The 15,987-nt window shown below is 39.8% G+C and carries 12 protein-coding genes and 1 pseudogene; 10 read left to right on the forward strand and 3 right to left on the reverse strand.

What is annotated here, in order from left to right:
- Positions 1-13: 13 nt before the first annotated feature.
- A complete protein-coding gene (locus IJ00_RS14970) occupies positions 14-880 on the reverse strand; it encodes a M48 family metallopeptidase (protein WP_035154266.1) in 867 nt (288 codons plus the stop codon).
- Positions 881-1,540: 660 nt separating this feature from the next.
- Here IJ00_RS14970 and IJ00_RS14975 point away from each other — a divergent pair.
- The 4 genes and pseudogenes from IJ00_RS14975 (at position 1,541) to IJ00_RS14990 (ending at position 6,200) form a co-directional block, all read left to right on the forward strand.
- On the forward strand, positions 1,541-2,071 hold the full coding sequence (locus IJ00_RS14975) for a DUF4330 domain-containing protein (RefSeq protein ID WP_035154268.1): 531 nt from the start codon (positions 1,541-1,543) through the stop codon (positions 2,069-2,071).
- A gap of 959 nt (positions 2,072-3,030) precedes the next feature.
- A pseudogene (locus IJ00_RS14980) lies at positions 3,031-3,456 on the forward strand (hypothetical protein); the annotation flags it as partial.
- A 491-nt stretch (positions 3,457-3,947) separates the two neighbouring features.
- Entirely contained in the window at positions 3,948-4,721 is a 774-nt protein-coding gene (locus tag IJ00_RS14985; RefSeq protein ID WP_035154273.1) for a hypothetical protein, read from the forward strand.
- Between the two features lie 153 nt (positions 4,722-4,874).
- A complete protein-coding gene (locus IJ00_RS14990) occupies positions 4,875-6,200 on the forward strand; it encodes a serpin family protein (RefSeq protein WP_035154275.1) in 1,326 nt (441 codons plus the stop codon).
- Positions 6,201-6,211: 11 nt separating this feature from the next.
- Here the strand turns inward: IJ00_RS14990 and IJ00_RS14995 are convergent, their stop codons facing one another.
- Positions 6,212-7,375: an AI-2E family transporter gene (locus IJ00_RS14995; protein ID WP_035154277.1), complete on the reverse strand. Its 1,164-nt coding sequence runs from the start codon at positions 7,373-7,375 to the stop codon at positions 6,212-6,214.
- A gap of 141 nt (positions 7,376-7,516) precedes the next feature.
- Here IJ00_RS14995 and IJ00_RS15000 point away from each other — a divergent pair, with 141 nt between their 5' ends.
- Both IJ00_RS15000 and IJ00_RS15005 read left to right on the forward strand, forming a co-directional pair.
- Positions 7,517-7,885 carry a hypothetical protein gene (locus tag IJ00_RS15000; protein ID WP_035154280.1) on the forward strand — a complete coding sequence of 123 codons (369 nt, stop codon included), beginning with the start codon at positions 7,517-7,519 and terminating at the stop codon, positions 7,883-7,885.
- A 415-nt stretch (positions 7,886-8,300) separates the two neighbouring features.
- On the forward strand, positions 8,301-9,716 hold the full coding sequence (locus IJ00_RS15005; RefSeq protein ID WP_371259647.1) for an LCP family protein: 1,416 nt from the start codon (positions 8,301-8,303) through the stop codon (positions 9,714-9,716).
- 86 nt (positions 9,717-9,802) lie between these two features.
- Here the strand turns inward: IJ00_RS15005 and IJ00_RS15010 are convergent, their stop codons facing one another.
- Positions 9,803-10,717, reverse strand: coding sequence for an alpha/beta fold hydrolase (locus IJ00_RS15010; RefSeq protein ID WP_035154281.1), 915 nt, complete (start codon positions 10,715-10,717; stop codon positions 9,803-9,805).
- Positions 10,718-12,252: 1,535 nt separating this feature from the next.
- Between IJ00_RS15010 and IJ00_RS15015 the strand changes: the two genes are divergently transcribed.
- The 4 genes from IJ00_RS15015 (at position 12,253) to IJ00_RS15030 (ending at position 15,957) form a co-directional block, all read left to right on the forward strand.
- On the forward strand, positions 12,253-12,807 hold the full coding sequence (locus IJ00_RS15015) for a thioredoxin family protein (protein ID WP_035154282.1): 555 nt from the start codon (positions 12,253-12,255) through the stop codon (positions 12,805-12,807).
- 73 nt (positions 12,808-12,880) lie between these two features.
- Entirely contained in the window at positions 12,881-13,609 is a 729-nt protein-coding gene (gene pyrH / locus IJ00_RS15020; RefSeq protein ID WP_035154284.1) for a UMP kinase, read from the forward strand.
- Positions 13,596-14,144 carry a ribosome recycling factor gene (gene frr / locus IJ00_RS15025; protein ID WP_035154285.1) on the forward strand — a complete coding sequence of 183 codons (549 nt, stop codon included), beginning with the start codon at positions 13,596-13,598 and terminating at the stop codon, positions 14,142-14,144. Before pyrH ends, frr begins: the two co-directional genes overlap by 14 nt.
- A 703-nt stretch (positions 14,145-14,847) precedes the next feature.
- Complete coding sequence (locus tag IJ00_RS15030; protein WP_035154287.1) at positions 14,848-15,957, forward strand: geranylgeranyl reductase family protein; 1,110 nt, start codon at positions 14,848-14,850, stop codon at positions 15,955-15,957.
- The last annotated feature ends 30 nt before the right edge of the window (positions 15,958-15,987 follow it).

Here is a 15,987-nt window from a genome sequence, read left to right on the forward strand (position 1 = left end):
TGTTTAATTGTGATTATTGCCGACTAATCAAAGTTCTAATATTTGCCCGATAGCTAGTAGTATCTAAACCTTCACGTCTACTACTGGGTTGAGCAGCAATACTTTTTTGGAGAGCAGTTATGCGATCGCCCGTTGCTGGGTGAGTACTCAGAAAAGTAGGCGTTGACCTCTTAGAGCTTAATAATTTTTGCATAAAAGAAACCATTCCCGATTGGGCATAACCTGCACGAGATAAAGTTTTTAAACCTCTTTTATCAGCATCAAATTCATTTTGACGGCTACTGGGTAGGTTGCGTACTAACTCCACACCGATTTTTACAGCTTGGGAAGCATCTAAACCTGTGGCAGTCAGTAAACCTTCATTCACCGCTTTTCGCTGCATTTGCTTGATTAAATGTCTACCACCAATATGTCCAATTTCGTGGGCAATCACGCTTGCTAATTCTGCTTCGTTTTCTGCGGTTTTCAGCAATCCCGTGTTCAGATAAACGTAACCCCCTGCTGTCGCAAAAGCATTGATACCGTCATCTTCGACCACTTGAAAAGTATAGTTCAGATTTGGGCGATCGCTGGCTGCTGCCAAACGTCTTCCAATTTGTTGCACATAACTATTAATGGCGGAATTGCGATATAACTTGACATCACTATTAATTAACTGTTCATTAATCTGTTCACCAAGTGCCATTTCTTGACGAGCAGACATATTCGATAGTTGAACCACCTGCACTCCCCTTAGCAACAATGGCAACCACTCTAAAGCAGGTGTTGGCAATGCTGTAGTTAAGCAGATACTCAGGGCAACAGTAACTGAAATCAATGGATAAAACCAGCTACGAGGGAAAAAGCTGTAATTACTAAAAAAATTTTTCCAATTAATCATAATCCACTCGGAGAACAGTTCAAAGGTAACGTAAAACTAAAAGACGGTTCAAAAATCAATTATGTTGCATTTTCAACTCTAGATACTGAGACAAAGCATCTTGGTGCGAAAATCTTGCCATTCCCTAGCATAAATATTTATCCCACCTCACGCCATCCACCCTAAATCAGTATATTGAGATACGCAATTCCTGAAAATTCCTGCATTGCCAATCCATACCGACTCCATAGGGTAAGAGATAAACAAAAGTAAACAATTGATCGATGAAACCTACCAACCCATTTTCTCAAGCAATATTCAGGCTTTGAAAATGAGCTATTCTTAGGAACCTGGACTTTGATGCCAATTTTCTCGCACAACTCCTGGAGTTATCGCCCTTCTGTGGAATTTAACTTCCTTTTTTCTTCTCCCTGTAACCCCAGTGTTTTGACGTGATAAACTATCTGTCGCATGGTTGCTAAAAATTAAATGTCATTTCCGTTGTCATAATTCTGCGGTAAGGCTTAGTATGAAACTTGACATTTTCAGAGAACCTTAATTCTTAGATAGACTCACAAAAACCTATTAACCAAGACAAGTTCTCCATCCAACCTTCAATACGATACAAATTGTAATTCGTAATACTACGAACCATCTAATTTTTATTTGGGCACAAATATTATGGCTATGCTTGATTCTCAAGGTCGTCTATTCGGCAAGTTTAATCTTTTAGACGTTGGTGCTACCTTAGTGATTCTACTAGTTCTCTTTGGAATCTTCTTATTTCCTGGCAGCACTGGTTCTGTTGCCCAAGTTGGCAGTAAAACAGTACCCATTGAAGTGGATTTAGTTGTTCGAGGTTTAAATGTCCGTAATCCCCAAAGTCTTTATAGTCAAGGATTAACTAAGGGTGGAAAAACTAATGTCATTATCCGTAATCAACCCCACGGAAAAATAGATATTAAATCCATTACGCCATTACCTAGAACTCTGACTGTACCTCAACCGGATGGCTCTATCAAAGAATTACCTGACCCCAGAGAAAATAATTTTAGTACAGATATGTTACTAACTCTAGAAGGAAAAGCTCAATTGACTGAGAATGGTCCGGTCATCGGAAACAGTAAAGTTAAAATCGGTATGCCTTTTGAATTAGAGGGATTTAATTATAATTTTAATGCCAGTGTAATTGATGTGCGAATCAACAACTAGGTATTGCCACAAGTTTCCGGAATAATTCTGAATACTTGGAGAAAAATCTTAGCTTCCCGATAATATTTTGGAAGCTATTTTATTGAGAAAAATAATTCAAAAATATTTAGACAGGAAAATAGTAGTAAGGGTATATGAGATGATAAAAAATATCAATATATTTTAGTACTGACCTTTCTACTATAAAGATATAAACATCAGATTTTTATATTCTAAATTTTGCCTAATGAATATTAATATACTCTATTCTCTACATATTTAATGATTATATTTACAACATTTAGTACTTGATAGTAATTGAGACTTTTGTCACATTTATTTACATTATCTATAAAATTCTATTATTCTCATTGATTAATAAACTACGTTATTGTACTGATTTTATTTTATACTGCTATTGTCGAATGTATTGATTGACGTTTCTGATTTTAAAATTAAGCATATGTAAAATCAGATAGATGTCCTGTAAAGTTTTAGTGTATTTTTTTACGTCAGATTTGTGACATATTCAGCTATAAACATTGACACATCAATACTTTGCCCTGATGGAGACCTGTAAGCACTTTTCTGCTAGTGGTCTACCATCTATGGTACTCTATCAGAAAGATTACTGAATTTGTCTCAGGGTTTTACATCTCAAACCCATATATAAAAACCAGAACCCAAGCTTCTTCTGCAATATGGATTTATTCACTAATTAGTCTTTAGATGGAAAAATCTACTTATTTAAGCGGAAAGAATGATTACATACACGTATATAAATTTTGATAAAACTTAAGAAAATGGGTGAGCATTGCGTCATGTTAAAACAGGCTAATCTTCAATCTCAATTGCATTCAGATGTTGGAGAACCTCGATTTGCATTGAACAGCCTTTATCTTCAAAACTACGATTTTTCTGAACATTTTTTAGAACCGAAAAAACTAGAGCAAGGGCATAAATCAAGGCAATTTTCAGTTTGTACATCTTTGAACTTACAGGATTTAAGATGCTTTGAGGCAGTGAAAAATCAATATGAAAGTTGGGGTGTGATTTTCAAAAACTGTGTTGCGATTCAGCCTTCTAATCCAGCTTTTCCTACCGATTCAGGTAAGGTTGTGATGATGGGTGGTCCGAAGGGAGGTCTTTTAGAGGTGACTTTTCTTTCACCTGTAAAATTTGTGAGTACCTATGTGACGAGTTCACAAAAACTTATTATGTCAGCCTACGATAGCGATCGCCACCTCCTTCACCAAGCAGTACTACCCAGTCCTAACCTGGCTCAATCAGATTCTATTATCCAGCCTAATCAGTTGTTAAGTGTGAGTGGAGATAATATCCATCATGTTGTTTTTTCCGCTTTTGATGGTCAATTTACAATTGATAAGTTTTGCTTTTGCAGCTAATCCTTATAGTTGCATACGCCGTTAAAAATTCCATCAAACTCATTTGTAAATCATCAACATCGGTAGGAATTGATAGCACATTCCAACTCAGTGCCAAAAATCTGTAAGTCTGAAAATCCTAACTATTCTTTATTTGTAAAGTGCGTTAGAGAAAAATAGGGAATTTATCATTCTGTATTTGTTATCTCTAAGCTTGATTACTCACTCTGTATCCCTGGATATCCCTACAATTTATCGAACAATTTAACGCACTCTACAGACGAGATATTTTTTGGTCATCCTGAAGTAAAAGTTATGGTTATGTACTAGACTCTCTGTGAGAGCCTCAGTATAGATAGGAATTGCGTAAAAATTATGGAATTTTTGAGATGCACCAAGGTGATTGTCCATCAAGATGACCCTTGCCTGAAAACCGCTAATGATCAAAAATAAAATACCTATCCATTTCCAGAATCCATAAACTTTTCGTGATCAAAAACTAGGTAATTACCGTGGCACAGGCTTCGTCTTCTTGGCAACAATTAATTAATCAGTTCCCTCGGTGGGTATCCCCAGGATTTTTGCCAGGAGGCTCCAAGTCCCGAACATGGCAGCGTTTTCGGGGTCCAGGGGGCACTCTTGGCTTGATGACAGCATTTTTAGCCATGGCGTTATGGAATTGGCAACTGTTGCTAGCTAGTAGTGTTGGTATTGGGACGATGGTACTTACTTACTCCCTACAGGTGCAGGATTGGCAGCGTTATTTAACTGATATCCAGAAAACTTTACATCATCCCCAGCGACGTTTAGTTTTAGCAGTCATGGGGGGAAGTTTTGCCTGCTTCAGTACTTACATGGCGATCGCTATTTGCCTAGATTCCCCTAGCCCTTGGATTGGTGCTGGAGCTATTCTCCAAGGTGTGGCTACTGTCATCATTCTGGTATTACTGGTTTGGCAAATAGTTAATTTTTATTCGACAAAGGAAGAAAATAACTTAGATAATGTATTAAGCCAATTAACCGATCACCAACCTCTAAAACGCTTGTTAGCTTTACGTCAAATCCACAAGCTAGTGAGTCGTCAACACCTTGGCTTATCAACTCAGAAAATCATCTCCCAATGCTTGCAAATGCTTCTGTGTCGAGAAGAAGAAGTCCTGGTACAAGAAGCTGCATTTGAGGTTTTACAATTACTAGAGCCAACAGCAGAAAATCGTCCCAGTTTAGGCACACCTCTGAAGCCACTAGTAACTAGAAACAAACAGAAAATTTCTACCGAAAATTAGTGATTAATACTTATTGACTAATTGCTGAATCTCTAGGGGAAATTTTATCCATGATTGATGACATATTTCCTGTTGCCAAAACTGTAACCACCTAGGGTTCATGCCCAGAGAAATGCCATAGTCAAAATAAGGACTCCGGCAAGGTGAAAGGTTATGAAGCAGAAAATTGGTCATACATGGGAAAATTTTTTACAAAGACGCTATGGCGTGCGTTTAGGTAGACGTTATGCTCTGGCGGCGGCTGGAATTGTATTGATGGGGGTTTTGGGTTGTTCCTCAGTCACCGACAATCAAAGTGCTGTTGCCCAACCAAGCTTACCTGCTTCAGAATCTCAAATTAAGTCAAAAAAACCAGTTCCCGATGCCAAAGTTGTAGCTGCGAGCAATCGCTTTGGCTGGAAGTTATTTGCAGAAATTTGGAAAAAAGATAGTAAGAAAAATATTTTTGTTTCACCTTCTAGTGTGGCGATCGCCCTAGCTATGACTTATAACGGTGCTAGCGGTACAACTCAGCAAGCTATGGGGAAAGCCCTAGAATTACAGGGTATTAGTCTGAACCAAGTCAATAATGCCTACTCTGCTTTGACATCCCTATTAGAAAATCCTGAGGAAAAAGTACAATTAAAGATTGCCAATTCCCTTTGGGCGAAGAAAGATTTTGCCTTTAAATCCGGATTTTTGCAAAGAAATCGAGATTTTTACCAAGCTAAAATTACTAATTTAGATTTTCAAGATTCCCGCTCTGCTGGAAAAATTAACCAATGGGTAGAGGAAAAAACCCAGGGGAAAATTAAAAATATTGTTGATACTATTCCCGCCAATCAAGTTCTATTTCTGATAAATGCCATTTATTTTAAAGGTAATTGGACTCAAGAATTTGACAAAAAACAAACTGCTAACCATCCATTTTTTCTAGCTTCTGGTAAGCAACAACAACACTCCATGATGTCCCAGTCTGGAGACTTTCGTTATTATGAGAATCAGCAATTTCAGTCTGTGAGCCTACCCTATGGCAAAGATGGCAAGATTAGTATGTATATCTTTTTGCCCAAGCGAAATACAAATTTAAATAATTTTGTCAAAACCTTGAATGCCGGAAATTGGGATAAATGGATGACTTCATTTACTAAAAGAGAAGGATTGGTGCGTTTACCCAAATTTAAAATAAACTATGAAATTCAACTGAAGCCCGCTTTAGCAGCTTTAGGTATGGGTGAAGCTTTTACAGATAAAGCCAATTTCTCCGCTATGGGAAAAAATCTGGCGATTAGTCAAGTTAAGCATAAAACCTTTGTGGAAGTGAATGAAGAAGGGACAGAAGCAGCAGCAGCAACATCCGTGGGAATTGTCGCCACCTCTGCCCGTGTCCCCGCAGAGCAACCCTTTCGGATGATTGTTGACCGTCCCTTTTTTACGGCAATTCGAGATAATCAGACTGGTAGTATTTTATTTATGGGAGCGATCGCCGAGCCCAAATAGAACAAAGTTAATCAACTCTGAACTCCAGGAGAAATACTCATAGATGATGATTCCTCTTTACCAGGGAGTGCAGCTATCTCAGTCTGTGAGTTGGAATTTTCATGGGCATCACTATTTGCCATGGTGGGACGTAAAGCACCTAAAGCAGTCTTAATGACTACCGCCGTTGGTACTGCGACAATAACTCCTAAAAGTCCACCGACTCTGGCACCAGTCAGGACAGAAATTAATACCCACACAGGATTTAAACCCGTAAAACTCCCCAAAATTCGTGGTGCAATTAAGTTTTCTAAAATTTGCTGGACAATCAGGGCAGCTATCAGCACCCTAGCCCCCATCCAGAAATCCTGTAGGGTGACTAAAGAAGTGGTGACAGCGATACCTACAGAACCACCGAAGGGAACTAACGCCATAATGCCGATAGTTAAGCCAAAGAGTAAACCAAAGGGCACTTTCAGCCAGAGAAAGATGGGAATTAAGGCTGATGCCATACAGGTTGAAGAAATTAATTGGCTGATGAAGAAATTTTGAAAACTTAAACGGACAGTATCTGAAAAGGGATCACGAAATCTTTTTGGTAACCATTCCACCAGACTATGCCATAGCTCATCTCCATGTTGTAGGAGATAGAAAGTCAAGACCATAGTCAACAGAAAGTCGAGTAAGCTGGTGAAAGTAACTACAGCCAGATTTAAAACTTGTCCAGCGATCGCCTGTAATTGTCCTTTGACGCGATCGTTGATTTGTACTAATAAAGCATCAAGATTGAGCGGTAAACCCATACTCTCAGCTTTTTCATTCAATATCATCAACTGAGAGCGTCCAGAATCGATTAACTCTGGTAGACGGGCAACTAATTGCTGTGCCTGTGTCAAAGCTAGCGGAAAAAGTGTCACCCCCAATGCTAACAAAATAGATAACGCGATTAAGAACACTAAAATAGCCACGGGCTCACGCTTGACACCATGAGCTTCCATCCAAGTGACAGGGTAGTTAAGTAGAAAAGCCAATACAGAGGCTCCCACCAAAATGATAATCAAGGAATGAAAGTAATGGAAAATAGCCGATAATGCCCAGCCATTAAGAACTAACAACGGAGCAAACAGAGCGATCGCGCCGATACGAGCGATGGGTGTTAGTGTATGCCACCAGTCAATGAGCTTGCGTGTCTGCATTTTTAGCCGATTGCGGGATACAACAGAATAGATCCTGATATAAAGCCTATTATCTCTAACTACATTACCCCCAATCATCTCTCTATGTTCGGATTAGGCTTTGTGATCGGGAAAAATTCTACCTCTCCAGGAATAATCAAGATGACTAAAGAGCCAGAACTATACTCACAAACGTCAGCCTCTAGGCTTGTGTTGGCTTTACACCTAATTCCTATTATCGGTTTTTTGCCCTCTTTGTGGACTCTCTACCACCGTCAAGGTAATCGGGAACAACTCAACGTTAGTCGCCTGTCAATCACCTTGGCATTTACCTGGCTATTCACCTATTTACTTTTAGCTACCGCAGCTACAAGTTCAGAATTTTTGACACTACGTCTATTGCTGCTCAACAGTTTTTTCACTTCTGGTTATTTTTTAGTGAGTTCTTGGCTGATTTTGCGTACCATTACAGGTAAATCTATATATTTACCAGGATTTAGCCAATTAGCAGCAAAATGGTTCCATAGGTAGAAGTTATCAAATTACACCAGTATTTCTTCCCCAGAACTCTGACATTTGCGACTAGAGAATAGTGGCAAATTTCCATTCAATATTTATACTGGAATGCAAAATCCCTAATTTATCTCCGAATATTTCTCTGGAAATAGTTGTAATTCAGAGATACATAATTTATGTATGATTTTACGGAGTATCAAAAGCCATCAAACCTGCCGACACATCTCAACACCCGATGAGATTGTGTTTCAGGTCAAACATCTCCGGATTTAGCCACAGAAAGGAGAATTACTGCTATAAGTGTTGTGGTTGACACTAAAAGGCAAAACTCTCCACTGATAATAAAATAGTTAGCTATTATTGGTTGATGCTTCTGCTGACAACACGGCAGTTATTTATAGATATTAATTCAGAAAGTGTGAGGAAGTCTGTGACCATTCAAGGAAGTTCCCCGTCTGCATCCGGTTCAAATACAAAAAATCTGAATATGAGTCATCCAAAAACAGGGCGCTGGCTATGGTTTTGGATGGGAATGAGCGGTATTGCCATGGTGTCAGCTACTGCGGGAGCGTTGTTGGCAGTTTCTTTGACTAGTACACCTTTGATGCAGGCAAATCTCACTCCTGAGCAAGCGGCAGTATTTGATAGCGATCGCATCTCAGGAAATGGCTTGAAATTCTCTGAACTCACACGTCCTGTAAACGTTCTGGTTATGGGAATGAGTGTCTTGCCACCAGATGTCAAAAATTCCACTACAGACACAAAAAAACTTGGCTACCTGCCCCAAGTCAATTCTTTTGATGGCTTATCTGATGTCATGCTTCTGATCAGATTCGATCCAGAAAAGAAAAAAATGACCATGCTATCTATTCCCCGCGATACCCGTACGCAAATTGAAGGGCATGGAGTCAAGAAAATAAATGCTGCCAATACCTTTGGAGGACCAGCATTAACGGCTCAAACCACCAGTAATCTTTTGTCGGGAGTAGGTATTGACCGCTACATCAGAATTAATGTTCTAGGGGTTGGCAAACTGATAGATGCTTTGGGAGGGGTGACTGTCTATGTTCCCAAAGATATGAAATATCAAGATGATTCCCAACACTTGTATATCAATCTCAAGGCTGGGAAGCAACACTTAAATGGTGAGCAAGCCCTGCAATTGCTACGTTTCCGTCATGACGAGAATGGTGATATTGGGCGTATCCAGCGTCAACAAATGGTGATGCGAGCGCTCATGGATCAAAGCCTTAACCCGACAACCGTTGCCAAAACACCACAAATTCTGAATGTTGTCAAAGAACACATTGATACGAACTTGACAGTGGAAGAATTATTAGCATTAGCAGGTTTTGGCGTGCGTACAAATCGCTCAAATATGCAAATGGTCATGCTTCCCGGTCGCTTTAGCGAGAAACAAGAGTTTGATGCTAGCTATTGGATTGCAGACAATCGCCGCGTCAAGAGTATGATGAAACAACATTTTGATATTCAATCCGATGAACAGACGGAGGAAACAGTTACTGACCCTGCATCCCTAAGAATTGCGATTCAAGACAACACAGGTACTGAAAAAACTAACCTGCGTCCCCTAGTGAGAATCCTGGAAAAAGCGGGATATCGTAATATTTACATCGCTAAAAGCTTGTCCAATGAACCCTTGGAAGTTTCTCATATTGTTGCCCAGCAGGGTGATGGTGGTAGTGCGGATTTGGTACGCAATGCTTTGGGATTTGGTGAGGTGAGAGTTGAAAGTACGGGCAATCTCGGTTCCGATATTAGTATCCAAGTTGGCAAAGACTGGTTACAAAAAAGAGACTTATCTGAGCAACAGCCACAAAGATAATGCCAATCTATAAAAGATTGACAATTTTAAATTATGAGAATTGTCTGGATGCTTCTCCTCAAATTTGCCCCTTCACCTCTGCAAATTTAAACTTTCCGATCAATTGCTCTATTCATCTCCCAAATCCAATCTTGTAGTATCAGATTGACAATCTCTGGAGCTTCATCTTGGGGGCAATGTCCCACCCCTTCTAAAGGGATAAATTTCATCACTGCGGGAAAGTCTCCTAATTCTCGCCCTAATTCTATGGGTTCCCACGGGTCAGCAGTTCCCCAAAGAATAATTGCTGGACAGGGTAATTTTGGTAACAATTCCTCTGGCAAGGGACCACTGGAATAGGCTGTAAAGGCAAGAAATACATCTGCTGCCCCTGGATCTGCCGCCGGTTGCATCAGAATATCTACTAATTCATCTGTGACTGCCTGGGGGCTACCATAGGCTTGGAGCAGGATTTTTTTGACTGTATTTGGTCGGGCAATTTGATGGAAGAAAAACCGACCTACAGCTTTAATGGATAGAATTTTTTGTAAAAGAGGTGCACCTGCACGCCTGAGCCATGGTAGATTTTGCAGCTTACTATCATGGAGTAAACGTAGAGAACAATTAATCAGGGCTACACCCCGAGCTGTATCTGGATAGCTGACAGCAGTTTGCATAACCGCAATACAACCGATGGAATTGCCAACTAAAATTGCTGGCTCTTGGATAATCTCGCGGCAAAAATCGGCAATTTGCTGTGCCCAAGTTTCAAAATTATAGGAAATTTTTTCTCCTGGAGTGGGTTTGGCAGAATCACCAAAACCTAATAAATCAATGGCAAAGACTCGGCAGTTAGTTGCGAGACTAGGAATATTTTTCCGCCAATGACCCCAGGAAGCACCGAAACCATGTACCAAAACCACAGCGGGTCCAGTGGTTCCCTGGGTTTGATAGCAAATGGGAAAACCTTGCCAAAACCATGTTTTTGTTGGATTTAGGGCGATCGCTGATGTAGTTGTCATAAAAGTTTTTTCATCAATTCGGCTAGTCAGACAAAAATTAAAAATGTGCTTTGCATTGAAAATTCGATAAACTCAGAGCTTCTGCTCAGAAAAACAGTTCTCAAGTTCTGAACTTTTAGACTTAACTGAATATTTCTCTTTTCCCTGTATCTTTAAACCTAGAACAGAATCAGCAAATTCTGAACAGCTAAATGGTAAATCGATGGGGGATAAGATTTTTTATCCTGGGTGAAAATCGCCATAGTGAACATAATCCTGATTGCAAAATAACACCATCTCATAGAAAAACTCTTCTCTCCCACTTGCTGGGATGAGTTAATTCAGAGGGAATTTTTAGATTGTGGTAAAAATTTAGACAATCATCTATTCAGCCTGATAATTGACTCAAAATTTTTCTAAATTTTCTTACCATAGCCAATGCCTCATACCCTGAAAAAAATAGGGGTTTTACTAACCCTCACACCTTTAAACTATAATTTCGCTGGGGTAGATGCTAAAAACAAATCAATTGGATGTAGGTCTATTGCAAGTCTATCGGAGGAAATAATTTTTAGTTGTGCATAAAAGTGCAGTTAATTTAATTAGCTTGGGTTAAAATTTTTTCTTGTTTCCTAGAATGATTCGGTTCTTACTAATCTATATATTAATTATTTTGCAGGAGCATATCAGGTTTTGAAGTCTGTGATATTGCTGAAATTATAAATTCCATAACAACTAATAAATAACTTTCCTGTATTTTTACGAGGGATTAATCATCTCAGCGCATGCTATTAGTTTGACAATGTTTTCTATAGATATAGTGTGATGAATACTTTGTATATTATATCACGCTGCCTATGGTAATTATATTGAATTCGAGTCTTCACATTCTAGACTCAGGCTTTTTACCCTCAGAAAATACCCGTACTCCTTAGTATGCAATAGTTTGTATCTTGCTTCACTCAGTTCGACAGGAAAAGGCTACTACCCTTTGGCATCATAATATTTGCAGTCATTTTCCCCAGATAAATCAACTATTGTATGAAGTGGAGATTCAGTAGTTTCCCAATTTACGACAGCAAAATAGGTTTATAGAATTGTTGGTTATCAAGCCCCCTGTTTGGGCTGGTTTGACACTGCAAAGTCTGTAATGACTGGAAAATGGTGAAATAATCAAGAAAATGGTGAAAACATTTTTTATCTATGCTGATGTTAGTGGTGAGGCACATGGGTCTATGCTTTGATGATGTTTAGTAGTTGCATTCATAACTATATTTAGAAGATACATGTGTCTTTGCGTTCTATTGCACTCGTTATGAAAAACGTATATTCAATTATACCTGACTATTTATACCTTTCATCATGATTGCTATTTTTGATATTTGTGTGTGAAATCTACCTGTCAATGCATGAATTTTCAAGTCACATCCTGGAAAATACGGAATAAATATTTTTGATTTTACTATTTAGGGATTAGGAAAAACTTATGTTTAACTGTCGATTCATTCACTATGTGAATTTCTGAACTTATATATAAATTTTCTGCTACAGAGATAATGAATACACTCGAAACGATAAACACTCCCATCGGGGGCTACGCACCAGATTTTGAATTACCCGGCACCGATCATCAGGTACATCATCTCAGTCGATATCTGGAAAAATTTCGTGCGGTTGGTGTGATTTCTCTGTGTAACCACTGTCCTTTTGTCAAGTCGTATATCTATCGCCTCAAGGAAATTCAAAACAGGTTCAGCGCTAGTGGAGTCACATTAATTGGTTTGAATGGTGATGAGAATAACCAACTTCCTGGGGAAAATTTTGAACAGATGCAGCTTTTTGCTCAAGAATGGGAATTAAATTTTCCTTATATTTGGGATCCGACTCAGGATGTAGTGCGTAGCTTTGGAGCGATCGCCACACCCATGGCATTTTTAATCGATCAAACTGGTGTAGTGCGTTATCGCGGGCAGATTGACGATAGTCCTTATTATCCTCAATTAGCAAAAAAACATTATCTACAGCAGGCGATCGCCTGTCTTTTGCAGCAGAAAACTATCCCTGTGAGCGAAACTCCGCCCCTCGGTACAACTCTAGTCTGGCGAAACTAGAGACAGAAAGCCCGTGTGCTGTTATCTTTAATTGGATGGAGGCAATTGCAATTTCTCGACAAAACGTAACTTCATGGGAACACATTACCGACGGGTTTTACTTAAACTGAGCGGTGAAGCCTTAATGGGCAACATGGGCTATGGAATTGATCCAGAGGTGGTCAAAGAAATAGGACAAGAGGTAGCAGAGGTGGTAGCCACTGGTGTACAGATTGCTATCGTTGTGGGCGGTGGCAATATTTTTCGTGGTGTCAAAGCGGCATCTGCGGGGATGGACAGGGCAACGGCTGACTACATCGGCATGATTGCCACGGTAATGAATGCCATGACACTGCAAGACTCCCTCGAACGTATGGGAATACAGACAAGAGTCCAAACGGCGATCGCCATGCAAGAGCTAGCAGAACCCTATATTCGTCGTCGCGCCATCCGTCATCTGGAAAAGGGACGGGTGGTTATTTTTGGTGCAGGTTCTGGTAACCCCTTCTTTACTACAGATACGACTGCGGCACTACGGGCAGCGGAAATTGAAGCAGAGGTAATTTTTAAAGCCACCAAGGTAGATGGTATCTATGATGCCGATCCCCACATTTACCCTGATGCTAAACGTTACAATACCCTTACCTATAGTCATGTTTTGGCAAAAGACTTGCGAGTAATGGACAGTACCGCGATAGCCTTGTGTAAGGAAAATAATATCCCAATTCTGGTATTTGACTTAGGTGAGCGGGGTAACATCCGCCGTGCCGTTTTGGGAGAATCTATTGGCACCCTTGTGGGAGGTTCTTGTGAAATTAGCTGAAGCTGAGAGTACGATGCAAAAGACCGTTGAAGCAACTCAACGAGCTTTTAATACAATTCGCACTGGTAGAGCCAATGCGAGTTTATTGGATAAGGTAACGGTGGATTATTATGGTTCACCTACTCCTTTAAAGTCCCTGGCTAATATCAATACGCCAGATGCGACTACACTCTTGATTCAGCCTTACGATCGCAGTACCTTAAGTTTGATTGAAAAGGCTATTTCCATGTCAGATGTGGGTTTAACCCCCAGTAATGATGGTTCTGTTATTCGTTTGAATATTCCCCCACTGACGAGCGATCGCCGCAAAGAACTAGTCAAACTCGCTGCAAAATATGCTGAGGAAGGACGTGTAGGTATTCGCAATATCCGTCGTGATACTCAAGATTTCATCCGTAAACAGGAGAAAAACTCGGAAATCTCTGAGGATGAATCGCGGGATCAACTGGATAAATTGCAAAAGTTGACCGATAAATATACTGCCAAAATCACAGAAATCCTGGCTGAGAAAGAAAAAGACATTAGTATTGTCTAAATGTCTACTGCCTCTGGCTGTGTTTTTTACGATTAAGTAGTAATGCTTGAGGATGAAGTTATCTGCCATCATTTACCGTGATGTTCTGATAGCTTCATTCTTTGTTATGGGTAATTTTTACGAAAACTTTATAAAAAATGGCAAAACTTTGGTGGAAAATTTCTGAAGTGACGGATAGATTCTGCAAAAATTAGATTTTCCTGTGGATGTAAATTATAATTGTCAATTCCTGCTGATAGAAATTATGTTGATGGCAAAATCATACTGATTCCAGATGAATTACTGCATCTTTCCATATCCTATTGTTTTCTATAGCAATTATTCAAATATTGTTTTCATAACTTTGGGCTTAACCCTTGCTGTCTATGCTTTCTTATCACCATATCTTGGCACTAAATTGACATTTTGACCCGATAGTGTCACAAATTATCCGTCTTTTTCACTACTTGTCAAGTAAAAGTTAATTCCCCCAAGAGTAATCTTTTGAATGTGACTCAATTTCACTATATTCATGGGAAAATTGGCATTTGTACTTTGAAATTTACGGATTAACTATTTTCTTTGAGAATAACTATCTTAGACAAGTCAAACTCTATACAGTGTTTTGTTAACAGTAAAAAATAGGTTACATTTTGGTGAGACTATCATTCAGTAGCTTCACAAAGTCGCAATTAAACTGATTCAGGAGCAAAAATTCAGCCTTATGTATGACTGTATCATTGTCGGCGCGGGACCAGCAGGTGGTACGGCAGCGTATCATTTAGCCAAACAGGGGCGCTCAGTACTGGTAATTGAGAAAGAACCCTTACCTAGATACAAAGCCTGTGGAGGTGGTGTATCACCTGCGATCGCCCAATGGTTTGATTTTGATTTTTCTCCAGCGATTTCTACTAAAGCAGATACAATTCGCTGTACTTGGAAAATGGCGGATCCTGTTGAATCAGCCCTAGGTACTCCAGAACCTGTATGGATGGTGAAGCGGGATGTTTTTGATCATTTCCTGGTACAACAGGCGCAGAGTAAAGGTGCAGAACTTAAGGATAATACAGAAGTTACAGGTATTGAATTTCAGAGTGATCATTGGCAAGTCAATACAAAAAATGGAGCCTTTAGCGGTAAATATTTGATTGCTGCTGATGGTGCTAAGGGACCAATGGCAAAATGGCTAGGCTTTAAAGAGCGTAAGCTGCGATTGGCTGAATCTGTGGAGGTATCAGCTAATACCTCTGGTAATCAGGTGGCGGAATTTGAGTTTGGTTTGGTGAAAAACGGCTACCTGTGGAATTTCCCCAAAGCCGATAGCTATTCTATTAGTGTGGGTAGTTTTATTGGCGGGGATCCCCAAGACTATCGCAAACAACTTCAGGAATATTGCCAAACATTGGGTTTAGATTTCAAAGGTGCTAAAACTTACACCCACGCCATGTGTTTGTGGAATGGTAATCAGACCCTACATACCCAAAACGCAGTCATTGCTGGGGAAGCTGCTGCTATTGTAGATCCCTTTACTGGTGAGGGTATTCGCCCTTCCATGTTTACTGGAATGTTAGCTGCTGATGCTGTTCACCAATCCTTGTCTGGCGATCGCGCTGCTCTGGAAAAATACTCAGACGCAGTGAACGAGCAATGGGGAACAGAAATGGCTTGGGCGCAAAAACTAGCAGGTATCTTTTATCGTTTTCCTGGTGTTGGCTACAAAGTTGGAGTTAAACGTCCTACTGCTGTCGGTATGATGGGTAAAATTCTCTGTGGGGAATTACGTTATGGAGATGTTGCTGGTCGGGCAATTAAGCGTTTAACTCCCTTCGGTTAAGCTCAAATTTCTTCTCAAAATATATTCTCA

This window comes from Calothrix sp. 336/3, assembly GCF_000734895.2.
Taxonomy (GTDB): Bacteria; Cyanobacteriota; Cyanobacteriia; order Cyanobacteriales; family Nostocaceae; genus 336-3.